Genomic DNA, 23915 nt, shown 5'->3' on the forward strand with positions numbered 1-23915 from the left:
CCTTCGAGGGGCCGGAGCGTCAACGCGGACACGATGCCAGCCTCCCGCCGCCCGCGTGCTCGCTCTGTGCGGACAGACAACATTCCTTGCCCTAACGGGCACGATCCACTGTGGACACACGCGGGCCATCGGCGAGGAACGGCGTCAGCAGGCGGAGCAATTCCCCGGGTTTGTCCAGCGGGATGATGTGGCCGCAGTCCGGCAGCAGATGGGCGGTGAGATCGTCGGTGACGGGACGCAGTTGCCGTTCCAGTGCACGGCCCACGGGATGCGCGCCGATCGCCATCGTGGGCACGGTGAGACGGCGCGTCGCGACCGCCTCACCGATCTGGCGCGCGCTGACCGGCATGGCGCGGTAGTAGGAAAAGGCGCAGCGCAAGGCTTCCCCACCGGTGTAGGCGTCGACGAAGGCGTCGCGAATCTCCGGCGCCACACCACGCCCGAGGGTGCCCGAGGCGAGAAACCAGTCGACGTACTCCGCTTCGTGTCCGATAAGGACCGTTTCACCCAGCCCGGGAACGGAGTGGAAGCCGAACCACCACGGCGGGCCACCGGCGAGGAAGTCCTCGGCGCCGGGCAGCGAGCCCACCAGCGACTCCATCAGGACGAGCCGCCGCACCAGATCCGGCCGCCGCAGGGCGAGCAGGAAGGCGACCGGCGTGCCGGCGTCGATCGCGACCACCGCCGCACTGGGTTCGCCGAGCGCGTCAAGAAGGCTCTCGACATCCGAGGCCAGCGTGCTCGCGTCGTAGCCTTCGGCGGCGCGCGTGCTGTCGCCGAAGCCGCGCAGATCCGGGGCGATGACCCGGTGGTGCTCGGCGAGCGGGCCGATGATCTCGCTCCAGAGCCGCCAGGTGTGCGGGAACCCGTGCAGCAGCAGAACCGCGGGCCCGCTGCCCGCGACGGTCACGTTGACCTGGATGCCGTTGACGGTGATCCGCCGTGATGAGGGCACGTCGCCTCCGCTGTGGTTACCATTGGTTACCAGAAAACCGTAGGTAACTTCAGTGGTGCCGCCAAGACGGCACTTTCGACACAGGTGGTGAGCTCCAGGTGACCACACGGCGCGGCGATCTCTTCGACCCCGAATGCCCCACTCGCCGTCTGCTGGACCGCATCGGAACGAAATGGACGTCGATGGCGGTCAAGGTCCTCGCGGAGGCGGCTCCGCACGAGGTGCGGTTCGCCGAGCTGCGGCGCCGGATCCCCGGGGTGTCCCAGAAGATGCTGTCGGTGACCTTGCACAGCCTGGTCCGCGACGGTCTCGTCGTCCGCCGGGTGGAGCCCACCGTGCCGCCCCGCGCGCACTACGGGCTGACCGACCTCGGTTTGTCACTGGACGTCCCGCTGGCGGCGCTCCGGAACTGGGCCGAAGAGCACATGTCACGGATCGACGAGGCGAACGCGATCAGCGACGCGGCGGACGACACCTCGGCTCAGAGCGGCTCCAGATAGGAGCGGCCGGACCAGTCGTCGTCCTCGTCGTCGTCACGGGTCCGCCGGGAAGGGGCGGGCGCGCCTTGTGCCAGCGCGGCCAGCTCTTCCAGCTCGGCGACCTCGTCGTCGACGTCCAAAGTGGCCAGTTCGCCGACCTGTCGTTCCAGGGAGGGCCAGGCTTCCGCGGCGAGGCGTTGCCGCTCCTCGGCGGGCAACGCGTCGACTAGCTTCCACCAACCCTGCGCGTCCCGGACGAATTCGTCCAGGAGGGGGCCGTGGGCCAGCAGTTCGTGCGGCCGCCGTCGCCCGGCGAGCACCTCGCCGGCGAAATCCCCGGCGGCGCCGCCGGTCGCCGCCAGCAACCGAATCACCGTCTGCCGTGCCCGCTCCCCCTGCTCGGAATCGAACGGACCGTGTCCCGTCACAACAGCACCCTCTTGCCCTTGGCGGGACATTCGGCGTCCCGGTGCTCGTAGTCCTCCGGCCACTGCGGCGGTTCACCCATCGCGATGGTGGCTTGCAGCAGTTCGTCGAGGGTCTTCTGCCCCGCGAACGAATGCGCCAGCCCGAGCGCGGCGCTGATCAGCGTCTGGATGGCACCGACGACCTCGTCGAAGGACAGGATCAGGTGGATGATGTCCCGTACCTCGCGGTCCTCCACGATTTTCGCGATCTTGCCGCCGCGACCGATCTCGTCCAGCAGCTCGCTGATCACGTCCACCACCCGGAGCCCCCGCTCCAGCCCGAGTTTCCTGCCTTTGGTGAGGATCATCAGCACGATGTCGATCGTCGAGCTGTAGCCGTGCCGGATCTCCTGCATCAGGTGGTACGCGAGCTTCGCCAGCGCCTGGATCGCGCGGCACGCGCCGCGGAAGTACTGCGCGAGCTGCAGCACACAGGCCCGGTAGGCGGCCAGCCAGTTCTTCGCCCGATCGGCGGCCTCCCCCGCCCACACCTCCTGGATCCCGAACCGGCCCTGGTCGATGTTCGCCGCGATGTTCTCCAGGCCCGTCGCGGCGTCGTTGTAGAGCACCGCCTGTTCCTGCAGCACGGTCCAGTCGCCGACGAGCAGGTCCGCGATCATGGTGATGAAGTCCTTGTCGGACCCGGTGAGGATCTTGATCACCTCGGCGACGTCGCCCAGCGACCCGCCGAGGTCGAGCAGTTCCTGGCGCTCCTGCTCGGCCTTCACCGGCCACCAGGCCGGGTCGCTGACCGCCGCCGGATCGGGGCCGCCGTAGCCCACCGGGACGGCGTCGCGGAACGACGCGGCCCCCACCGGGTCACGCACCTCGTCCGCCGGGATCCGCGCGGCGTCCGGCTCCGGGTTGAGCCGGTCCAGCAACTCCGCCGCCCGCGCGTCCACCACGCCGTACCAGTGCGCCACGCAGCGCAGTTCGTGCCCGCCGCTCGCGGCGAGATCGGCCGCGAAACTCGACTGGCTCAATGCCGTGCGCTGCCATAGGTCCAGTTTCGGCCAGGCCGCGGCGAGGAAGCCCTCACCGCGTTCGGTGTCGAACCCCGCCCCGGCGCCGAGCAGCCGGTCGAACCACTGGCGATAGCTGTCGGCACCCGCGCCCGCCCGCAGGACCAGGTCGCCGAGCGCGCGTACCGCGGCCGGTTCGACCGAGAACCCCTGCCCCATTCGTCCCCCTCGTACTCCGGACATATCCCCTTCGCCACCCCTGAAGTTTGACATATTGCCACGAAATGTCACATCACTGGAATGGAGTACCGCCTGCGCGCTGCGAAACAGGCCCTGGTGCGACACTGGCCCTCGACTCGGGCGAAAGGGGACGGCACTGTCTCGGCAAACGGCTCGGATCTGGTTGCCCGAGCGGCGCCGGAGCGGCTTGAGCCTCGCGTTCGCGCTGCTCGTCGCCGCGTTGGCGCTCGCGTTCGGCGACGACGTGCTTGCACTCGCCTCGGTGGACGGCGGCGTCCTGGTTCTTCTCGCCTACCTCGTCGGCTATCTCGTCGTGACAGTGGCCGCGTTCGGCGCGGCGACCTCGGAGCAGATCCAGGACTGGGCGAACCGGGAGCGCCGCGGCACGTTCGTGCAGCGCTACGTCTTCGGGACGGCGCCTGGGCCGGGAGTGTCGATCTTCATCGCCGCGGCCGCGCTCGCGGTGGCGGTCGTGTGGATGCCCGGTCTGGGCGGCGAGAGCCTGCCCGCGGGCATGCGCGTGGGAGTGGCGGTGGCCCTGGTCGTCGTCGCCTGGATCTGTGTCCTCGTGTCCTTCGCGATCGCCTACCACGCGGACAACGTGATCGAAGAGGGCAAGGCGATGCGGTTCCCCGACGAGGGAACCGCCGAGTGGTCCGACTACATCTACTTCGCGGTGTCCGTGATGACGACGTTCGGCACGACCGACGTGGACGTCGTCTCCCGCGAGATGCGCAAGACGGTGACGACGCACGCGATCATCGCCTTCGTGTTCAACACCGTGACCGTGGCGGCGGTCGTGTCCGCCTTGAACAGCGGCTGAAGTCCGGGCTCAGCCGAGCCGGAGCAGGATCGGGCTGCCGGTGACTTCGGCAGCGGGTTGCTGAAGTACATGAAGGCCCCCTTCCTTGCGTCTAGCGCAAGGAAGGGGGCCTTCATGTACTTGGCAACGCGTGAAGGCCTCCTTCCCTCGGCTGAGCCGAGGGAAGGGGACCTTCACGCGCGATCGCTGTGACTACTGTGGTTACTGGTGCACCTGCGGCGCTCCGGAGGGTCGTGAAGGCCCCCTTCACTACCCTCAAGGTAGGCAAGGAGGCCTTCACGGACTACGACCCCACTGCCGCCACCATCTCGACGCCAAGCGCCTTACCACTAACAACATCAGGGACGCGGCCCACCAAGCCGAAGGTGCGGGTGTCGCGAAAGCCACTTTCGCGACATTGAAGGTTGCGAAAGTGGCTTTCGCAACGTCGGCAAGCGGTTGCGCGCGACGTCAGGGGCGCCAGGTGTCGTTCAACGCCAACGTGCAGCCACTCGAAGCGCTACCGACGCGATTGGCACCCGATTCCCAGACGACGGCGCCACCCTCCTTGCGGATGTACTTGTACTGGAACGCGGCCCCCTTCGGCAGCGCGACCTTCCCCGTCCACAAAGGATAGTTGGCAGACGAAAGCGGCACGGCGTTCGCCGGGTTCCACGCACCGAGTTCGGCACGATCGCCGACGACGAAGATGTTCTGGCCCCATGAGGTCGTGGCGTTCACCGTGAACTGCGCCGAAACGCCGGAGCACGCCGCGCTGTACCGCTGCTTCACCACGGACGGCGTCTCGACCGGGGCACCGGCGTCGATCGAGTGCGCCAGCCGGACGAACTGCGCCATCGACCACGCCAGCGGTGTCGCCGCACCGGTGCCTTCGCCGAAGGTGAAGCCCGCGGCGCTCGGCCGGTCCCAAACCTGTTCCGGGATCAGGAAACCGGCGTTCGCCGAGGCCGCCATGGTGGCCAGATGCGTCGTCGCCGAGCGGCCGTTGGCCAGTTCGTATTCGCCGCGTTCACCGGTGAGCAGCGGCCACAGCCGTCCGACGCCGGCGCCAGTGTAGGGACCACCGGACGCCGTCTCGCCGTAGCCGTCGTGGTTGTACCGGTACCACATCGGGCCGTTCGGGGTGTCGACCTTCAGCGTGGAGTCCACTTCGGACAGTGAGGCGGCGACGTCGGGATCGGCCGCCGGTTTCACGCCGAGGCGGACGAGGTCCAGGAAGCCCGCGTCGATGATGGCGCGCTCGTCGTGGTTGCCGCCGCCGTTCTGCAGGAAGACGTTCTGGCCGTCGTTCGGATTGCCGTTTCCGTCGATCCGGTGGAAGTACCGGCCGTCGCCGAGCGGGCCGGAAGTGGTGAACGTCCACGCGCTGACCTGCGCCTGCCACTGGTCGGCGAGCTGGCGATAACGCGCGGCGCTCGTGGTGTCCCCGTTGCGTTCGGCGATGTCGGCGGCACAGATCAGACCGGCGATCTCCGCGGCGATGGTGGACGGCGAGTAGCCGCCGTTCTCCTCCCAGCGTTCCTGCGGCGTGGAGGGGCCGCGTGCGACGAGGAAGTCCGCGGACTTCTTCACCTTCGCCCACATCCCCGCGTCGAACCGGCCCAGCTGCCACGCGAGCACGATCGGGAAGGCGACCTCGTCCATCTGCAGGCTGGTCCAGCAGTTGGTGCCGTCGAGCCGGGTGTTCTGCGGGAAGGAACCGTCCGCCCGCTGCTGCACGGTGAACAGGTAGTCGACCGACCGGTTGGCCGCCGCCGAGTCGCCCGCCGCGATCTGCGCGGTCGAGACCTGGTAGAGGTCGCGAGACCAGACGGCGTGGTACCCGCAGTCCCCCGTGCCGTTCGCGTCCTTCGCCTCACCCCACGGATTGGTGAGCGACGCGACGTTCGCCCCGGGATAGGTCTTGTCCTCGTGGGCTTTGAGGGTCATCAACGCGACGTTGTACTGCGTGGTCAGCCCGGCACCCGAGATCGACCGGGGTACCGCGGCCAGCGACGAGAGATAGCCGTTCCAGCCGGACCGGTACGCGGTGTCCGCCGCCGCGAAACCACCCGCGAGCGAGGCCGACGCGTTCGCCGACGCGGCACCGCGATCACTCCCAAAACCGACTGCGAGCGTGAAGGTCGTGTCGGTCCCCACGGGAATCTGCCCCAGCTGCACCAGATTGCCGGGTGTCGAGGCCGAGTCGTACTGCGCGCCGAGGACGTGGTCGCCACTCAGGTCGACGTAACCGTCGCTCGCGGTCCCGCTGTAGCCGCTGGTCGCCTTGACGAAACCGGTGGAGGCGGCCAACGCGCTCGACACCGGCCCGTCCGAAGCGACCAGCTGCCCGCCGGACGTGGCGCCCGTGTCCCCCATACCGCTGTTGTTCAGCGACGGGTTGTACAGCGCGTACAACTGCAGCGGACCGCCGCTGAGCACCTCGAACCTGGTCTGGATCAGCACGGTGGACCGCGCCGGGTCGGCGGTGTGGGTCTTGGTGATGCGATACCGGCCGTTGGTGGCGGTGTTGATCTGCCGGTAGCTCAGCGAACGCGGATCGGTGAGCACGAGCTGTTTGGTGGTGTGATCGCGTTCCAGCTGCGTGAACCCGGCGCCGTCGGACACCACGTACTGCAGGTCCTGGACGTTGGCGGTGTCCACGGTCGGGTAATAGATCTCGTGGTTGATGCCCTGGCCGAGGGTGAACCACACCTTCGACGCGGCCCCGGCGGCGGTACCGAAACCTTCCTTGCCCCCGGTCGTCCAGGCCGCCCCGGTACCCGGTGCGCCCGGCGCGTCCGCCAAGGGAGCGGCGCTCACCGGCGTGGCGGCCAGGAGTGCCGGCACGGTCAACAGCGCGACTATCGCGCGATGCCGCTTCGGTGACTTCATGAGGGTCCTTCCCACAGGCTTCATCGACGGCAGGATTTGTTGTTAGCGGCAACTTATTACCTGAACCGTCGCGCCCGGCAGGGCCGATCGGAGTAACCCGGACCAGTTACGCCGGTGGTCCGGTGAATCGGCCAGGATCACTGGGCGGGCCGCCGAGAATGAGGTCGGCGGCGCGAGCGAGGACCTGGATACGGGTCTGCCCGGGGTGGTCGGCGGCGAGAAAGTGGTTACCGATGGCCGCACAGAAGGCGAGCAGCGCCCGGGCTTCGACCTCATCGGGATCATCGCAGAACGTGGCGATCCCGTCTCTGGCCAGCTGCATTCGCCGGTTGTCCACGCGTCGCAGGCGTTCGGCCACGGCATCGTCGCGGCGAGCCCAGTCACGCACGGCCAGATCGATGGGCAGCAGCCGGCCGCCGGAGAAGGTGAGCCGCCCGGCCAGCCGGACCTTGTCCCGCGCGTCGCACCCCTCCCGCTCGACGCGAGCGAGGACCTCGTCGACGCTTTCGTACTCCCAGGCGTCCAGCATCGCCTCCAGCAGAGCCGCGCGGTCGGCGAAGTAGCCGTAGAACCCGCCCTTCGTCACGCCGAGCGCCTTGGCCAGCGCCTCGACGCGCACCGCGTCCACCCCACCCTCCGCCAGCGCCCGCAGACCTTCTTCGACCCACTTCTCCCGCGGTGTGCGCAATGCGCCCATGCCGTGGCCCACCTCACCTCTCCACTGGTTGTACGCCACCGTATAACCGGTCTAGCCTGCCTTTATACGCAACCGTATAACACGACCTGGGGAGTGGACATGATCAAATGGGCGGGTTGGCTCATCACCTTGTTCGGCGCGGCCCACACCTTGGGCGCCCTGACGGTGATGAAGGCCGCCGGTCACGCCGGCACCTGGTTCAGCGGGGCGTTGTGGCACGACGATCTCGCCGCCATGAGCCCCGCGAACAGCGCCTTCTGGCTCAGCGCGGCCAGTTTCGGTGTGCCGCTCGTCCTGGTCGGCCTGACCGTGCTCTGGCTGGAGCGGCGCGGCATCACCCCTCCCCTGTTCCTCGCCTGGGCGCTGGGCATCTGGACCCTGCTGATCGCCGCGGTCCTCCTGTTCACCCCTTGGCCGATCCTCCTGGTCGCGACCGCGCTCCTGCTGGCCGGAATCCGGCGCAGCGAACCGGCCCCGCCGCGGGATGCGACGGGGCCGGATCAGCTGGTGCGCGGGATCAGCCGACCGGACGCGGCTTGAGGTTCACCTCCACCGTGTTGCCGGGGCCGGAGGTGACACCGGTGATGATGTCGTTGAGGAATCCACAGCCCTGCAGCGGCGGCAGGGTGTAGGAGCCGGTGAGCTTGCCACCGGCCAGCGGGTCGAAGCCCGCCTTCGACTGCAGCGGGATCTGAGCCGGCGTCTTCGTCTGGCACTTCGCGCTCGCCGAGACCGGGAAGCCGAAGACGCTGATCCGCGGCAGCTTAACCGTCACCGCCGAGGTCGACTTGAGCACGCCGTCGGCCAGCGTGCCGGTGGTCTTGCCCGCCGACGCGAACTCGATCTTCGCGTTGACCGGGACGAAGCCCCAGAGCGTGAGGTTCGCGCTCGTCGGGTTCAGCGTCAGGTCGGCCTCGAAGGTCCCGTTCGCCAGGCTGATCGCGGCGTTGATGCCACCGCGCAGGTCGATCGGGCCGGAGAGCTTCTTCAGCTGCGTCTTGCCGGTCAGGTCGTAGCTGTACTTGACGACCGGGGACGTGTTCGGCTTGGTCTTCGCCGTGACCGGCGCGCTGGCGGCCGACTTGTTCCCCGCGGCGTCCTTGGCGACCACGGTGAAGGTGTACTCCGTGTCGGCCGTGAGACTGTCCACAGTGGCCGAAGTCCCCGTGACCGACTTGACGACCTCGGTGCCCTTCAAGACGTCGTACCCCGTGACACCGACGTTGTCCGTCGCCGCGTCCCACGCGAGGCTCACGCTGGTCTGCGTGGTGCCGGTGGACCGCGGGTTACCCGGCACGCCGGGAGCCACCGTGTCCGGCGCGGCCTGCGTCCGGACGGTGACGGCGGCGCTCGGGGTCGACGTGTTGCCCGCGGCGTCCTTCGCCACCACGGTGAACGAGTACTCCGTGTCAGCCGTGAGACCGTCCACAGTGGCCGAAGTCCCCGCCACCGACTTCACCAGCGTGGTGCCGTTGAAGACGTCATAGCCGGTGACACCGACGTTGTCCGTCGCCGCGTTCCATTCGAGGTTCACGCTCGTCTGCGTGGTACCGGTGGAACGCGGGTTGCCCGGCGCGGCGGGAGCCTGCGTGTCCGGCGCGGCCTGCGTCCGCGCCGTCGCGGCGGCGCTGGGAGCCGACACGTTGCCCGCGGCATCCTTCGCCACCACGGTGAACGAGTACTCCGTGTCCGGCGCGAGACCGTCCACAGTGGCCGAAGTCCCCGCCACCGACTTCACCAAGGTGCCGCCGTTGAAGACGTCGTAGCCGACGACACCGACGTTGTCGCTCGACGCGGTCCAGGACAGCGCGACGCTGGACTGGGTGACGTCGCTCGTGACGAGACCGGCCGGAACGCTGGGCGCTTCGGTGTCCGGAGCGGTGGCGGTCCGGGCGGTCACCGGCGCGCTGGGCTCCGACTTGTTCCCGGCCGCGTCCTTGGCCACCACGGTGAAGGTGTACTCGGTGTCGGCGGCGAGACCGTCGACGGTGGCGCTGGTTTCGGTCACCGACTTCACCAGCGTGGCACCGTTGTAGACGTCGTAACCGGTGACGCCGACGTTGTCACTCGACGCGTCCCACGCCAGGCCGACGCTGGAGGCGGAGGTACCGGTCGAGCGCGGGTTCCCGGGCACACCCGGAGCCTGCGTGTCGGGCGCCGCCTGCGTCCGCACCGTGACAGCGGCACTCGCCGCCGACGGGTTGCCCGCGGCGTCCTTCGCCACCACGGTGAACGAGTACTCGGTGTCGGCCGCCAGACCGTCGATCGTGGCCTGCGGTTCCGTGACCGACTTGACGACCTCGGTGCCCTTCAAGACGTCGTAGCCGGTGACACCGACGTTGTCACTCGAAGCGTCCCAGGCCAGCGTCACACTGGTTTGGGTGGTTCCGGTCGAGTGCACGTTCGCGGGCGTCGTCGGCGCCTGCGTGTCCGGGGCCTTCGCGGTCCGGGCGGTCGCGGGCGCGGTGGCGGGCGAGACGTTGCCGGCCGCGTCCTTCGCCTTGACGGTGAAGGAATACTCCGTGTCCGGGGTGAGACCGTCGACCGTGGCCGAGGTGCCGGTCACGGACTTGACGAGGTTCGCGCCCGAGTAGACGTCGTACCCGGTCACGGCGACGTTGTCGGTGGCGGCGCCCCAAGACAGCGCGACGCTGTTCTGGGTGACGTCACCGACCGTCACGGCGCCGGGAGCCGACGGCGCGGTCGTGTCCGCCGCAGCGGTGACGGTGAAGGTGTGCAGCACGTTGGCCTGGCCACTCGCGGGAGTGCAGTCCGCGACGAACGTGCCGAGGCCGGTCTCCGCACCGGAGGCGGTCAACGGCGTCATGGTCAGCACCAGGTCGTGCACCGACAGCGTGGCCGTCCCCGGCTGGTCGAACCGCAGCGACGGCGCGGAACCGGTCGCGTTGATCACCAGGTCGTTGCCCTTGGGCGGGATGGGTTGCTGCGGAACCGCGGTCGGCACGCCGACGGCGAGATGCCCCTGCGGGCTCGAGACCAGCGAGGTGGCCAGCGCCGATCCCTTGATGGTCTCCGCGCCGACGAGCCGGAGCCCTTCGGTCGCGGTCGAGCCCGCGTTGGAGACCGCCGTGATGTCTATCTTGGGGGTGAACTGGCCCACTGGGATCGAGTTCGGCAGCGTGGCGTTGATGTCGACCGTGACGTCCTGGTTGCCGATCAACGGGAACGGGCAGCTGTAGACCTGCTTCAGCGGCGGGTGGTTCCCCGAGCCGACAACGGCTTCCGGGGTGACCGGCGAGCCGGTCACCGTGTAGGTCTGCAGGACGGTCTCGGCCCCCGCCGCCAGCGTGCAGTCCGAAGTGAAGGTGCCGAGACCGGTTTCGGTGCCGTCGGCCTTGAGCGGGGTCATCACCAGCTGCAGGTTGTTCACGGCGAGCGTCGCGGTGCCGGGCTGGTCGAACCTCAGCGCGGGCGCGCTGCCCGTGGCGTTCACGACGAGGTCGTTGCCCGCCGCCGGGATCGGCTGCTTCGGCACGTCGGAATCGACCTTCACCGTCATCGTGCCCTGGCTGCCGGGCATCGTCACGGTGGAAGTCGCCTTCGCGGTGCCCTTGATGGACTCGGCGCCGACGAGACGAAGGCCTTCCGTCGCCGTCTTGCCCGCGTTGGACACGGCGGTGATCTCGATGGCGGGAGTCAGTTTCCCGGTCTCGATCGTCGAAGGTTGCGTGGTCTTGATGGTGACCGAGACGTTCTGATTGCCGATCAACGGGAACGGGCACGAGTAATTCTGCGTGAGCTCACCCGGAGCCGCGGCACTGGTGCCCGAGCCGATCGCGAGACCCAGTGCCACCAAGGCCGCCGTGCTCACGACGGCGATGCCCCCGGCCAGTCTTCGACTACGTCTTCTGTGTTTCACAGGTCCCTCTCCAACACATAGACCACACCCGCCGAAACCATCGGACAAACGATTAATGGCCGCTTTCGCGGGCCCTTCCCAGCGGGCGCGTGTGCACATTTACGGGTATGCCACAGGGAATTAACACACCCGCAAGGCTCGGCAGGCAAGGAAAATCACAGAGCCCGCGCGACCATTCTTCGTCTTTGTCATACGCGGTCGATTCGCCGTTCGCGAATCTGTCAGCCGCGCCCCCAAAACGTCCGCCGCCACCCCCGCGAGGGTGGTTACTGGCCAACAGGGCCGCGATCGGGTCGGCCTACTTGCCGCGCCAGGGCGGGACCCAGCCGAGGCGTTTGCAGACCGTGTCGAGGTCGGCGTCGGTCAGGCTCCGGCGATCCGAGAGGTTCGCCGAGCGCGGCCCGAGGATCTGCATCCGGTCGACCGCGGTACCCGGGTCGCCGATGTCCTTGCGGACCTCGATCAGGAAGTCCGCGTAGAGGCGGAACTGGATGTCCGGCGGCGCCCCGGCCGGAAGGCCCTGCATGAGGCGGGAGTACGCCTTGACGATGCCGTCCGAGCCGTAGACGTTCACCCAGGTGTCGAAGCGGCGCTTGTGCTTCAGTTCCTCTTCCGTGGGCAGGTCGTCGGTGGTGAACATGCGCTCAAGCATGTCGACGACGGGTTCGCACATCTCGCGTTTCTGCTCGGAGATCCGTTCGCGGACCTGGTCGGCGCTCTGCACCCGCGCCTCGAGACGGCGCGCGGCCAGCGCGAAGATCCCGGCGACCACCGCCGCGGAGACCGAGGCGACGGCTGCGATCACGGCGACGACGATGGAAGACATGCGATCGATCCAACCACGATCGGCCGCCCGGCGAGTGTCACTCAGCGATCGCGGCCAAGACGCGGCGCGCGTTCACCGCTTCCTCGTCGACGCGGTCCCGCGTCCGCACGCGGGTGATCAAGGCCTTCCACAGCGCCCACCCACGGCCACGCTCCCATTCGGAATCGTCGACCGAAAGCCGCTCGCGGAACGCTCGCCTGCCGTCGGCGGTCAGCGACGTCCAGGCGATCGCCAAGTCGCAGGACGGATCCCCGACGCCACAGGTGCCGAAATCGATGACGGCCGCCAGTCCCCCGCCGTCGAGCAGGAGATTCCCCGGCGCGAAGTCACCGTGGAACCAGCGATCCGTTCCGTCCCAAGGGCTGTCCAGCGCGGCCTTCCAGATCTCGCGGGCCTGGCCGGTGTCGATGTCGCCGTCCAACGCCGCGAGCGCGCGCTCGGTCTGCGCGTCGTAAGTGCGCAGGGTGGCGCCCCGGAACCAGTTGTGCTTGCCGGGTCGCGGGCCGCCCGTGGTGTCGATGGTCCGCAACGCCGCCAGGAAACCGGCGAGGTCGAGGGCGAACCGGACCGGGTCGGAGATACGAGCGGGACTCGCGGGCTCGCCGTCGAGCCATCGGTAGACCGACCACTCGAAGGGATAGCCCGCGCCAGGACGACCCTTCGCCAGCGGAACCGGGACGGGCACCGGCAACCGGGGAGCGAGCGCCGGGAGCCAGCGCTGTTCCTTGTCCACCGCCAAGGCGTACTCGGCGGCGCTCGGCAGCCGTGCCACCATGTCGTCACCGATCCGGAAAGTCCTGTTGTCCCACCCGGATTCGGCAACCGGGCGGACCGGAAGACCGGCCCACTCCGGGAACTGCTCGCTCAGCAGCGCGCGCACCTGCGGCGCGTCCACGGTGATGCGCCGCGGCATCGGGCCCAGGTCCGGCGTAGCGCTCTTCGGTCGACGGGAGTCCACACTCCGAGTCTCGTCGTGCCGTCCAGTGGATATTCGGCGGACTTCCGGCGCGGGGTCGGGCAGGCTGCAGTCCGTGCGAGAAATTCGACGCGAAGTCACCGCTGTCGCGGGTACGAAGGCGCTGGTCTGGATCGGAGAAACACTCCACCACGTGTCACCGGATTCCACGTTGTTCGGCGAGTACTGCGAAACGTTCGACACGGTGGCGATCTCTCCCCGCCGCGACCTGATCGCGCTGATGACCGATACCGGCACGACCGGGCTGCTGGTCTCGCCGGACGGCCGTCCGATCCGCGAGCTCACCCGCAGCGGTTACAAGGCGGATGCCTACCGCTATCCGCTGGTGTTGTGCACCCTGCCCGACGGCAGGACGGTTGGCGGTCTCGCCGGACGGCCGGTACTTGCTCAGTGCCGGCTGGGTCTGGCAGCCCTGGTACGGCTTGGCGGTCTACGACCTGGAGAAGGCGCTGGCCGACCCTACGACGCTCGACTCGGTGGGAGACGTGTTCACTCAGATCGGTGTCGTCCAGGCCGAGGTCGCGGGCGCTTGCTTCGTCGGCGAAGGCATCGTGATCAGCACGTCCACGGAGGAAAACGACCCGGACGGCCCCGACGACCTCGGCCCCACCATGCTGGCCCGATGGTCTCTCGCCGACCGGTCGTTCGTCTGGCGTAGTCAGCTGGACCAGCCCGCGGGCGATGTCGTTCCGTTCGCCGGTGATTTCCTTGCCCTGTATGACCATCCGCGCCTCTACGATGGGGCCACCGGAGACCTGATCGCCGCCTGACCCGACCTCCCGACCGGTCACGCGGAAGGCCCGATCGTGTCTGCCAGATCCTTCTCGGGCCCCAGACGCGTCGCCGTGGACGAAATCCGGCGACGCTTCGCGGTGACCGACGGCGAACGGACCACGGTCGTCCACCTCGGCTGACCGGCCGGGCTGCCGATATCCGGTGTCGCGAAAGCCACTTTCGGGACATCTGACGTCTCGAAAGTGGCTTTCGCGACGCAGATCTGCCCCTAGCCGAGGGTCCAGTACACCGCGTGCGACTTCCCGGCCGCGTTCGAAGCGGTTCCGACGACGCGGCCGTTGTCCGTGATCCGGTAACCCTGGCCGCGGGTGCCGCCGGGCAGCGTGCCGAGCTGCCTGCGTTCCCCGTCGCGGAACCAGACCGTCGCCTTGCTCCGGAAAGTGCCCACCACGGTGCCTTGCGAGTCGACCGCTTCGGCGTCGGCGCCGAGGCCGTCGTCAGGCAACGCGATGACGTCGCCGTCGAGATCCCACAGCAGGGCCGATCGGCGCGGCGGGTTGAGATAGCCGCTGCCGACCACGTAACCCGTGGAGCCGATCCCATAGATCCACACCGAGTACGGGCTGGGCCAGTCCAGGGGATGGATCACACCGTCCCGATCCCATTTCGCCGGGATCGGCGGCCCGCTGCTGGTCTCCCGCAGGACACCGGCGGCCACTCCGCCCTTGTTGATCCGGCTCGCGCCGCTGCTCACCCCTTGCGGCGCCAGCTCGGTGATCGGCCCGCCGTTCACCCACCGCGCGGCCTGGTTCGCCGCGGAGCGGACGGCACTGCCGACGATGATGGTGCCGTCGCCGGAGATGCCCTCGGCCATGCTCCAGGTCTCGCCGGGCAACGTGCCTAGGTCGGTGGCCGTGCCATCGGGATCCCAGCGGAACCCGTGGTACTGCTCGGCCGGCGTCAGCCAGGCCCCGACGACGACGTCGGTGTCGCTGATCGCCCACGCGGTGGCGTTGTGATAGCCGGGCGGAAGCTGCAGCAAAGTCGCCTGACCCGCGGCGTCCCAGCGAGCGGGTACGGCGGTGGTCGCCGTCAGCACGTAGCCCGCGGACACCCCGAAGCTGTTGATGTCGCGCGCCTGCCCCTCGGTGCCTCCCGGCGTGGGCAGCGCCATGATCTGGCCGTTGGCGTCCCAGCGAACCGGATGGCTGCGCTTCGGGGTCGGGCCCGTGAGCGACAGCCCCACCATCTCCCCCGCCTCGTTGACCGCGAGGACCGTGCTCTCGTCGTCTCCCGGCAACGTGCCGAGGTCCACCGGCCCCGTCGTGGTGGCCCGCGCGGTCCCCGTCACCGCGCCGGTGACCACGGCGAGAGCCGCCACCAGGGTGAACATCCGTCTTCGCGCGACAGGCACACGATTCCTCTTCACGATGACTCCCCAATCCCGATCAGTGGTGTGGATGTGCGGACCCCGAAGCGACACTAATGCACTCACTTCACGAATCGCGCACGTTCCACACGAACAGCCGACCGGGACCGTCGCGCAGCGGAAACTCTTGACAGCAGCCAGTTTTGCCGGTCGCGCGTGTCTGTCGACGAAAACCCGGCACATTCTTGACACAAGAAGCACGGACGATGCGGAAAAAGCCGTCAGGAAAGACAATCGGGCCGCGGCATTGGTACGTTCGGCAGTATTCTTCGGCGATGCGTCTGTTCTTCTCCGCCGGAGCCGGGACGAGGGTGGACGTGATCCGTCCTGTTGACGGAAGGCGCCCGGACGTCCTCGATGGGCTGCCTTACGACAAGACCGTCTACGTCAGGTGTTCGCGCCGAGCCGGTCCGCCCGGACGAGATCGGCCAGGAGCGCGGCCTGTTCCCGGTGGTATGCCTCGACGTTCGCCAGTTTGACGTCCTCGTAGCCACGGACCAGATCGGGCAGCTCGGCCAAGGCCAGCAGCCTTCCGCGATCGGCGTCCTCGGTGCCGAAAGCGGTGAGGATCGTCTCCCGGTACTGCCCGACGAGCTCCCGCTCCACCTTCCGGACGTGTGCCTTGCCGAACGGGTCCCAGCGGGTGCCGCGCAGTTTCCGCGCGGCACGCAGCGCGACGAACACCGGGCGGAACTTCGGGCCCAGCGCGATCTTCCGCTTCATGCCCATCGCGCGCAGGAAGGGCGGGTGGAGGCGGTAGGCGTACCGGCTCCCGACGCCGAACTCCTCCTCGATCCCGGCGAGCACGGCGGGATCGAGCGACAGCCGCGCGACCTCGTACTCGTCCTTGTAGGCCATCAGTTTGTGCAGATTCCGCGCCACCGCTTCGGTGATGGCGGTCGAATCCCGTTCCATGACCCGGACACGCTCGACGAACTCGGCGTACTCCCTCGCGTAGCGCACGTTCTGGTACTGGACGAGTTCGGGGACGCGGATGTCCAGCAGCCGCGCGAGTTCCGAACCCGGTTCGGCGTGCACGAGCGCACGGGCACGCAGGGCGGCCGCCGACGGAGTGGGGCTCGCGGCGACGGCGGCCGGGGCGACCACGGCGTGCAGCGCGCCGGGATCGGCGACGAGCTGCCTGCCTCGCCGGAACGCCTGGAGGTTGCCCGCGACGGCGACCCCGTTGAGTTCGATCGCGCGCTCCAGGCTGGCCGCGTCCAGCGGGATGGCGCCGGTCTGGTGCGCCGCACCGAGCTGGAGGATGTTGGCGAACTGGTCGTCGTCGAACAGGATCTCCGCCAGTTCCCGCGCGTCGAGCGCCACCGTCCGCGCCGCGTTGTCCGAGATCGCCCCGCGCACGGCGGCGGCATCGGGGAAGGACACCGTGGTGTCGACGACCATCCGGCCGGTCGGCACCTCGGTCGTGGAGACCACGGCCGTGGTCCGGCCGGAGTCCGCCACCGACAGATGCGCCGGATCCGCGCCGACGAGGACGTCGCAGGCCAGGTAGAGGTCGCATTCCCCGGCCGCGAGTTTCGGGGCCTGCGGCGTCGGTTCGGCGGTGATCTTCAGATCCGAGACGACGGCGCCGCCCTTCTGCGCGAGCCCGGTCTGGTCCAGTGTCCGGACCTGCTTGCCTTCGAGTACGGCGGCCGTGGCGAGGATCTGCGCGACGGTGACCACGCCGGTCCCGCCGACCCCGGTGATGCGCACGGTGAAGTCGGTGCCGGAGGTCTCGGGAGCGGGCAGTTCGGCCGCGGTGATCTCCCCGGCCTTCCGCCGGTGTTTGCGGCCGGTGGGCACCACCGTCATGAACGAGGGGCAGTCGCCGGCCAGGCAGGAGTAGTCCACGTTGCACGACGACTGGTGGATCGTGGTCTTGCGGCCGAACTCTGTGCTGACCGGTTGAACCGACAGGCAGTTCGACTTCTCGCCGCAGTCGCCGCAGCCCTCGCACACCCGCTCGTTGATCACGACCTTGGCCGCCGGGGTCTCCAGTTTGCCGCGACGGCGTTTGCGGCGTTTCTCGGCGGCGCATTCCTGGTCGTGGATGAGCACCGTCACCCCGGGAACGCGGGCCAGTTCCTCTTGGGTGCTCAGCAGTTCGTCACGGTGCCGGACCTCGACACCGTCCGGCATCCGGACGCCGCGGAGCCGCTTCGGCTCGTCACTGGTGATGACCACCTTCGCGACGCCTTCGACGAGGAGCAGCGACGCCAACCGTTCCACCGAAAGGCCGCCGACGGCGTCCTGCCCGCCGGTCATCGCGACCGTCGCGTTGTAGAGGATCTTGTAGGTGATGTTCACCCCGGCGGCCACCGCCGCCCGGACCGCGAGGCTGCCGGAGTGGGTGAACGTGCCGTCGCCGATGTTCTGCACGAAATGCGAGGCGTCGACGAACGGCTCCATCCCGAGCCACTGCGCGCCCTCGCCGCCCATCTGGGTCAGGCCGACGACGTCCCCGACCTGTTCCGGCTCCATGAACAGCGCCATGGCGTGGCAGCCGATGCCGCCACCGACCACCGTGCCCTCGGGCACCTTGGTCGAGGAGTTGTGCGGGCAGCCGGAACAGAAGTACGGCGTCCTGGTCAGCAGCGGCACGGAAATGCGCTCACGGCGGCGCTGTCGCCGCCACGCGGTCACGGACGGGATCTCGTGGTGCTCGCTCAGCCGGGTGGCCAGCACCCTCGCGATGGCGTCCGGGTCGAGCTCGCCGAGTTCGGTGCACAGCGTGCGGCCGTCCGGGCCGGTCTTGCCGTACACGGCGGGCGCGCCGGCGGTGCCGTACAGGATTTCCTTGATCGCCGATTCGACGAAGGAGCGCTTCTCCTCCACCACGACGATTTCGTCGAGTCCATCGGCGAAGCGGCGGACGATCGACGGTTCGAGCGGGTGGATGACACCGAGCTTGAGGATCCGGATCCCGTTCCGGGACAACGCGTCGGCGTCCAGGCCGAGCAACCGCAGCGCCTGCATCAAGTCCAAATAGGACTTTCCGGCGGTGACGATGCCGACGCGATCCGCCGGTCCTTCCTGGACGATCCGGTTGATCCCGCTCGCGCGCACGTATTCGACGGCCAGCGGCAGGCGTTCGGTGTACAGGCTGCGTTCGAGCGCCATCAACGTGGTGCCGAGCAGCCGGGTGCTGGGCTTGTGCCGGTACGCGGGCAGCGCCAGCTCGGGCGCCGTCCAGGTCGGCCGGACATGCGCGGTGCTCGCGGCGTCGGCCACGTTCGCCACGAGTTTCATCGACGACCACAGTCCGCTCGCCCTGGACAGCTCCACCGCGTGCAGCCCGAAGTCCAGCACGTCCTGGGAGTCGGAGGGGAAGAACACCGGCATGGCCAGATCGGCCAGCGCGAGCTCGGAGGCGCACGGCACCGACGAGGATTTGGCGTTCGGATCGTCGCCGACCAGCGCCACCGCGCCGCCCGCCGGGTCGGTCCCCGCGAGGTTGGCGTGCCGCAGCGCGTCGGTCGCCCGGTCGAGGCCGGGTGCCTTGCCGTACCAGAACCCGGTGACCCCGCCGCGCGACGAGCCGACCGACGCGGTGAGCTGGCTGCCCATGACCGCGGTCGCGGCGAGCTCTTCGTTCAGGCCGGGACGGTGCACGACGTCGTGCTTTTCGAGCAGGTGGGAGCGGCGGCCGAGTTCGAGGTCGTAGCCGGCCAGCGGCGATCCCTCGTAGCCGGAGACGAACACGGCGGGGGACGCCCCGGCGGCGCGATCGTGCCGCACCCGGTCGAACAGCATCCGGACCAAGGCCTGGACACCGCTGAGGTAGACGGTGCCGTCCTCCCGCAGATACCGGTCCTCCAACGTGAACTGCTCCACCAGACCTGCCTCCTTCGGCACCCCCGCGTGACGTCACGACAGGAGACCCGACCGCGCGGGCCGTCGCAACAGGCGGCAGTCTATTGGCACCCGGCACGCAAAAAATCCGGCCCATCTTCTCTGCTGGCCGATATCCGTTGCGTCTGCGTACCATCCTGGCTCATGGCGGACCAGCTCATCGACGAGACCGATCGCGAGATCCTCGAACTGCTGCGGGAAGACGCTCGGCGCACCCTCGGCGACATCGGGGCCCGCGTCACGCTGTCCACCGCGGCGGTCAAACGCCGGATCGACCGCATGCAGGAGAACGGCGTCATCGTCGGCTACACCGTCCAGATCGACCACGCCAAACTCGGCTGGGGCATCGAGGCGTTCACCGAACTGCGGTTCACCGGGACCACCAAGGTCGGCGAGATCGTCCGCACCACCACCCGGATGCCCGAGGCCCAGGCGGTGTTCACCATCGCGGGCGACCCCGACGCGCTCGTCTGGCTGCGGGTGCGGGACATGGGCCACCTGCAACGCACCATCGACGAGATCCGGCGGCATCACCAGGTGACGGGTACAAAGACGCTGATGGTGCTGGAGTCGTGGACGCGCGGGCAGCAGTGGCCTCAGCCCTCTTGAGTGGTGGCGCGGCCGCTGTGACTGCTGGTGCACGTGGGGCGTATGTGGCGTCTCGCAGTCCGTGAAGGCCTCCTTGAGGGACCCAGAGTCCCTCAAGGAGGCCTTCACGGACTCGAACTCGCCCCACCCCGCAGCAGCCGCTCCCCCGTCCGCACCAGGTACTCGGCGAATTCCGCCGGTTCCTCCACCGTGAACCCGATATCCGTGAGCGTCAGAACCACCGCCAGCCACTCGAACGAATCGACGTACGCGACGTATCGGCACCTGTCCTCCCCAAGAGCCTCAAAGCTCCCGTCCACCCGGTGAAGACGGGCAGCGGCCTCGCTCGCGCCGACGTCGAGGGTCAGCGTGATCCGGAGGGATTTCGGGCTGTGGAAGCGTTCCTGGAGATGCGCCGCGACATCCTCGACGGGGAGCGGACGCGGCTCGAACGCCACCTCGGTCATCGACGGCGCGTCGATCCGGTCGAGCCGGAAGCTCCGCCAATCGCGTCTGCCGAGGTCCCAGGCGTAGAGATACCACCGCCTGCCGAGCTGGACGAGCCGCATCGGCTCGACCGTCCGCGACGACGGGCCGTCCTTGCCCGTGTACGCGAACTCGAGGCACCGCCGAGCCGCGATCGCCGCGGCGAGGACGTTCAGGACGTCTTGGGCGACTCGCGGCCGTTCGCCGGTTCCGAACTCGACCGCGGCGAGCATTTCATCGGTCCGCCGTCGCAGTGCGGACGGCAGCACACGCCGGAGTTTCGCGGCGGCGCGGTCGGCCGATTCGGCGGTCAGGTCCACGCCGGTTCCACCCGCCGCGGCGAGCCGCAGGCCGAGCACGGTGGCGATCGCCTCGTCGTGTTCCAGCATCAGCGGCGGCAGCGCGGTGCCCGCGACCAGCCGGTAGTTGCCGCCCGGACCGCGGCTGCTCTCCACGGGATAGCCCAGGCCGCGCAGATGGTCGATGTCCCGGCGCAGGGTGCGCGGCGGGACTTCCATCGCCGTCGCGAGTTCGGCGGCGGGCCACGCCCGGCCGGATTGCAGGAGCGACAGCAGCCGCAACATCCGTTCCCGTGGTTCCGTCACGACGCCTCCCGCTAGTTGTGGCCGTAATCCGGCCACAACTCATCGTAGCCTCGGTTCATGGCGAAAGTTCAAGCTGACCGAGGCCGGTGGATCACCGTCGAAGGAGCCCGGACGCACAACCTCCGCGACATCTCGGTGCGGGTGCCGAAGCACCGGCTGACGGTGTTCACCGGTGTATCGGGCTCCGGGAAGTCGTCGCTCGCGTTCGACACCATCGCGGCCGAAGCCGAGCGCCTGGTCACCGGGAGCTATCCCGCCTTCGTCCGGAACCGGCTCCCCCAACATCCGCCCGCCGACGTCGACCGGATCGACGGCCTCGTCTTCACCACGATCGTCGATCAACGCCGGTTCACCGGCAACGCGCGGTCCACCGTGGGCACGGCGAGCGACATCGCGCCGCTGCTGCGTCTGCTGTTCTCCCGTCTCGGAAAGCCGGGCGCCGGGTTCTCGCCCGCCTACTCGTTCAACGATCCGGCCGGGATGTGCCCGCGCTGCGAAGGGCTCGGCACGGTCGACGACATCGACCTCGACCGGCTGCTCGACCGCTCGCGAAGCCTGCGCGAAGGCGCCGTGCGGTTCCCGACGTTCGCCCCCGGCACCTACCGCTGGAAACGGCTCGTCCATTCCGGACTCGTCGATCCCGATGTCCCGTTAGGACGGTTACCGGCGGCGAAGGTCGAGACCCTGCTGCACGCCGAAGCACTCCCCCTCGACGACCCCGGCTCCGAATACCCCAAGCACGGCCTGTTCGACGGCATCGTCCCGCGCCTGCGGGATTCGTACCTGCGCAAGACGCCGTCGCGCCTCACGGCCGAGGAACAGGAAGGCCTCGCCGGAGTCGTCACCCGCGGCGTCTGCCCGGAGTGCGCGGGAACCCGCCTTTCCGAGGCTGCGCGCGGAAGCCTGATCGACGGGCGGTCCATCGCGGACTGGTCCGCCATGCCGGTCGGCGAGCTGCGTGACGTCGTCGCGGCCGTGCGCGATCCGTCGGTGGCCCCGCTGTCACAAGCGATCGGGGAACGCCTCGACGCCCTGGATTCCGTCGGTCTCGGCTACCTCAGCCTGTCGAGGGAGTCGCGGACGTTGTCCGGCGGTGAGGCCCAGCGCGTCAAGATCGTCCGCCATCTCGGCAGCGCGCTCAGCGACGTCTGCTACGTGTTCGACGAACCCAGCACCGGCCTGCATCCGCACGACGTGCACCGCCTGCTCGAACTGCTGGCCAGGCTCCGCGACGCGCACAACACGATCCTCGTGGTCGAACACCATCCCGCGGTCATCGCGGCCGCCGACCACGTCATCGACCTCGGGCCCGCCGGAGGCGACGGCGGCGGACGTGTCCAGTTCGAGGGCGGCCCCGGCGAACTCCTCACGGCCGGTACCGAAACCGGACGGATCCTCGGTGTCCCGCTTCGCTTCCGCGAGCGGACCCGCGTCGCGCGAGGCGCCGTGACGATCTCCGGCGCCCGTAGCCACAACCTCCGTGACATCACCGTCGACGTGCCGCTCGGCGTCCTGACCGTCGTTTCGGGGGTCGCCGGCTCCGGCAAAAGCACCCTGATCGCCGGCGAACTCCCCCGGCGGCATCCCGATTTCGTCGTCGTCGAACAGGCTCCGCTGCGTGGTGGCATCCGGTCGACGCCCGCCACGGTGCTCGGTATCGCCGAGCCCATCCGCGAAACCTTCGGGAAGGCCACGGGGAAACATCCGTCGTGGTTCAGCGCGAACGGCCGCGGCGCCTGCCCGGTCTGCAAGGGCAAAGGCGTCATCATCACGGACCTGGCCTTCCTCGACGACGTCCAGACCGCTTGCGACGCCTGTGGCGGCACCCGGTTCAACCAGGACGCGCTCGCCGCGCGCCTGCACGACCGGACCATCGCCGACGTGCTGGCGATGAACCCGGCGGACGTCGCCGCGCTGTTCGGCGAGCGGTCCCCCATCGGGCAGCGGTCACGCTGGCTGGACCGCGTCGGGCTCGGCTACCTGACGATCGGGCAAAGCCTCGACACCTTGTCGGGCGGCGAAAGGCAACGGCTGCTGCTCGCCAGGCACCTCGCCGACGCCGGCCCCGCGCACGAACTGCGCCTGATCCTCGACGAACCCACGGCCGGACTCCACGGCAGCGACGTCGACCGGTTGCTCGCGCTCTTCGACGAACTCGTCGACGGCGGCGCGACCCTCGTCCTGATCGAACACGATCAGCGGGTGATCGCGCACGCCGACCATGTCATCGACATCGGACCGGGTGCGGGCGCCGAAGGCGGGACGGTGGTGTTCGAGGGCACGCCGTCGGCTTTGGCCGAGGACTCCGCGTCCCTCACCGGACGTCATCTGCGAACGCGTTCCCGGCGCCGGACGGCGCCGGGAACACCCACCCGCCCGGGAACAGTTCCCGGGCGAGCGCGATGATTCCCCATCGGGCTTTGCCCGACACGCCGGTACCGAACAGTTCTTGGCCCTGTTCCGCGTGATCTAGCCGACAAGTTCGCAGGCTTTGTCGGCCTTCATCGCCTGATCGAGACCCGGCACGTCGCCGGTCTTGACCTCGGGTACATGCGTGACCAGATCGGCCCCGCTCAGATCGAGGGCGGCCTTGGCGTATTCGACGCCGCCTCGGGGCAGCAGGGAGCGGAACTCGGTCACCTTCCCGTGGAGCTTCCGGTAGAACGCCAGCTCGCCCGCGGCCAGCTTGTCGGCGTCCTGAGCGATCTTCGGGAGCTTCTCGAGCCCGACGATCGCCGCGGTCAGCGCGGTGTCCAGCTTCTTCAGCGAGTCCTCGGCCTTCGGCAGGTCCGCGGCTGTCTCGATGTCATAGCCCTTGGCCATGCTGTAGACGATCAGCCGCATGTCCTTGACCGCGCCGCAGTATCCGCCCGCCCAGGAGACCAGTGCGGGATCCGGGCCGGTCGGAGACGGCGGGGGTGCGGGTTTCGGTTCCGGTTCCGGCGGATTCGTGGCGCAGCCCGCGAGCAGGCAGCCGACGGCGAGCGCCACGGTCACTCGAATGCGCGCTGTCGTCTGGCTCTTCATCCGGCAGAGGG

Annotated in this window: 18 protein-coding genes; 6 read left to right on the forward strand and 12 right to left on the reverse strand. The window is 69.0% G+C overall.

Annotation, left to right across the window (positions count from 1 at the left end; translation table 11 throughout):
* Positions 1-91: 91 nt before the first annotated feature.
* The gene (locus tag AB8M46_RS23155; protein WP_394361539.1) at positions 92-955 is read right to left on the reverse strand and encodes an alpha/beta fold hydrolase; all 864 of its coding nucleotides are present in this window, start codon (positions 953-955) and stop codon (positions 92-94) included.
* A gap of 98 nt (positions 956-1053) precedes the next feature.
* Between AB8M46_RS23155 and AB8M46_RS23160 the strand changes: the two genes are divergently transcribed.
* A complete protein-coding gene (locus AB8M46_RS23160; protein WP_394361540.1) occupies positions 1054-1455 on the forward strand; it encodes a winged helix-turn-helix transcriptional regulator in 402 nt (133 codons plus the stop codon).
* Here the strand turns inward: AB8M46_RS23160 and AB8M46_RS23165 are convergent.
* Positions 1437-1862: a hypothetical protein gene (locus AB8M46_RS23165; protein WP_394361541.1), complete on the reverse strand. Its 426-nt coding sequence runs from the start codon at positions 1860-1862 to the stop codon at positions 1437-1439. The two genes, AB8M46_RS23160 and AB8M46_RS23165, sit on opposite strands and share 19 nt — an antisense overlap.
* On the reverse strand, positions 1859-3082 hold the full coding sequence (locus tag AB8M46_RS23170; RefSeq protein ID WP_394361542.1) for a hypothetical protein: 1224 nt from the start codon (positions 3080-3082) through the stop codon (positions 1859-1861). Before AB8M46_RS23170 ends, AB8M46_RS23165 begins: the two co-directional genes overlap by 4 nt.
* Before the next feature lie 208 nt (positions 3083-3290).
* Here AB8M46_RS23170 and AB8M46_RS23175 point away from each other — a divergent pair, with 208 nt between their 5' ends.
* Positions 3291-3926, forward strand: coding sequence for a DUF1345 domain-containing protein (locus AB8M46_RS23175; protein WP_394361543.1), 636 nt, complete (start codon positions 3291-3293; stop codon positions 3924-3926).
* Between the two features lie 450 nt (positions 3927-4376).
* Here the strand turns inward: AB8M46_RS23175 and AB8M46_RS23180 are convergent, their stop codons facing one another.
* Entirely contained in the window at positions 4377-6800 is a 2424-nt protein-coding gene (locus AB8M46_RS23180; protein WP_378428868.1) for a glucan 1,4-alpha-glucosidase, read from the reverse strand.
* Between the two features lie 106 nt (positions 6801-6906).
* Positions 6907-7497, reverse strand: a complete 591-nt coding sequence (locus AB8M46_RS23185) for a TetR/AcrR family transcriptional regulator (protein WP_394361544.1) — start codon at positions 7495-7497, stop codon at positions 6907-6909.
* 99 nt (positions 7498-7596) lie between these two features.
* Here AB8M46_RS23185 and AB8M46_RS23190 point away from each other — a divergent pair, with 99 nt between their 5' ends.
* Positions 7597-8037, forward strand: coding sequence for a DUF6463 family protein (locus tag AB8M46_RS23190; protein ID WP_394361545.1), 441 nt, complete (start codon positions 7597-7599; stop codon positions 8035-8037).
* Here the strand turns inward: AB8M46_RS23190 and AB8M46_RS23195 are convergent.
* From AB8M46_RS23195 to AB8M46_RS23205, 3 genes are all read right to left on the reverse strand, one after another.
* On the reverse strand, positions 8015-11329 hold the full coding sequence (locus AB8M46_RS23195) for a fibronectin type III domain-containing protein (protein ID WP_394361546.1): 3315 nt from the start codon (positions 11327-11329) through the stop codon (positions 8015-8017). The genes AB8M46_RS23190 and AB8M46_RS23195 overlap by 23 nt on opposite strands.
* Positions 11330-11675: 346 nt before the next feature.
* The gene (locus tag AB8M46_RS23200) at positions 11676-12203 is read right to left on the reverse strand and encodes a hypothetical protein (RefSeq protein ID WP_037339374.1); all 528 of its coding nucleotides are present in this window, start codon (positions 12201-12203) and stop codon (positions 11676-11678) included.
* A gap of 37 nt (positions 12204-12240) precedes the next feature.
* Positions 12241-13116 (reverse strand): aminoglycoside phosphotransferase family protein, encoded by an 876-nt coding sequence (locus tag AB8M46_RS23205; RefSeq protein ID WP_394361747.1) that lies wholly within the window; start codon positions 13114-13116, stop codon positions 12241-12243.
* A 419-nt stretch (positions 13117-13535) separates the two neighbouring features.
* On the opposite strand from AB8M46_RS23205, the gene AB8M46_RS23210 reads away from it, so the two are divergent.
* A complete protein-coding gene (locus tag AB8M46_RS23210) occupies positions 13536-13949 on the forward strand; it encodes a hypothetical protein (RefSeq protein ID WP_394361547.1) in 414 nt (137 codons plus the stop codon).
* A 233-nt stretch (positions 13950-14182) separates the two neighbouring features.
* Here AB8M46_RS23210 and AB8M46_RS23215 read toward each other — a convergent pair whose 3' ends face one another.
* Together AB8M46_RS23215 and AB8M46_RS23220 are read right to left on the reverse strand one after the other, a co-directional pair.
* Positions 14183-15307: an HAF repeat-containing protein gene (locus tag AB8M46_RS23215; RefSeq protein WP_394361748.1), complete on the reverse strand. Its 1125-nt coding sequence runs from the start codon at positions 15305-15307 to the stop codon at positions 14183-14185.
* 423 nt (positions 15308-15730) lie between these two features.
* A complete protein-coding gene (locus AB8M46_RS23220) occupies positions 15731-19180 on the reverse strand; it encodes an indolepyruvate ferredoxin oxidoreductase family protein (protein ID WP_394361548.1) in 3450 nt (1149 codons plus the stop codon).
* A 162-nt stretch (positions 19181-19342) separates the two neighbouring features.
* On the opposite strand from AB8M46_RS23220, the gene AB8M46_RS23225 reads away from it, so the two are divergent.
* Positions 19343-19807 carry an Lrp/AsnC family transcriptional regulator gene (locus AB8M46_RS23225; RefSeq protein WP_125736038.1) on the forward strand — a complete coding sequence of 155 codons (465 nt, stop codon included), beginning with the start codon at positions 19343-19345 and terminating at the stop codon, positions 19805-19807.
* A 104-nt stretch (positions 19808-19911) separates the two neighbouring features.
* Here the strand turns inward: AB8M46_RS23225 and AB8M46_RS23230 are convergent, their stop codons facing one another.
* Complete coding sequence (locus AB8M46_RS23230; protein ID WP_394361549.1) at positions 19912-20877, reverse strand: helix-turn-helix transcriptional regulator; 966 nt, start codon at positions 20875-20877, stop codon at positions 19912-19914.
* 57 nt (positions 20878-20934) lie between these two features.
* Here AB8M46_RS23230 and AB8M46_RS23235 point away from each other — a divergent pair, with 57 nt between their 5' ends.
* Positions 20935-23283: an excinuclease ABC subunit UvrA gene (locus tag AB8M46_RS23235; RefSeq protein ID WP_394361550.1), complete on the forward strand. Its 2349-nt coding sequence runs from the start codon at positions 20935-20937 to the stop codon at positions 23281-23283.
* Between the two features lie 63 nt (positions 23284-23346).
* Here the strand turns inward: AB8M46_RS23235 and AB8M46_RS23240 are convergent, their stop codons facing one another.
* A complete protein-coding gene (locus AB8M46_RS23240; protein ID WP_394361551.1) occupies positions 23347-23904 on the reverse strand; it encodes a hypothetical protein in 558 nt (185 codons plus the stop codon).
* Positions 23905-23915: the final 11 nt, after the last annotated feature.

This window comes from Amycolatopsis sp. SB7-3 (assembly GCF_041021335.1).
GTDB classification, from domain to species: Bacteria; Actinomycetota; Actinomycetes; order Mycobacteriales; family Pseudonocardiaceae; genus Amycolatopsis; species Amycolatopsis japonica.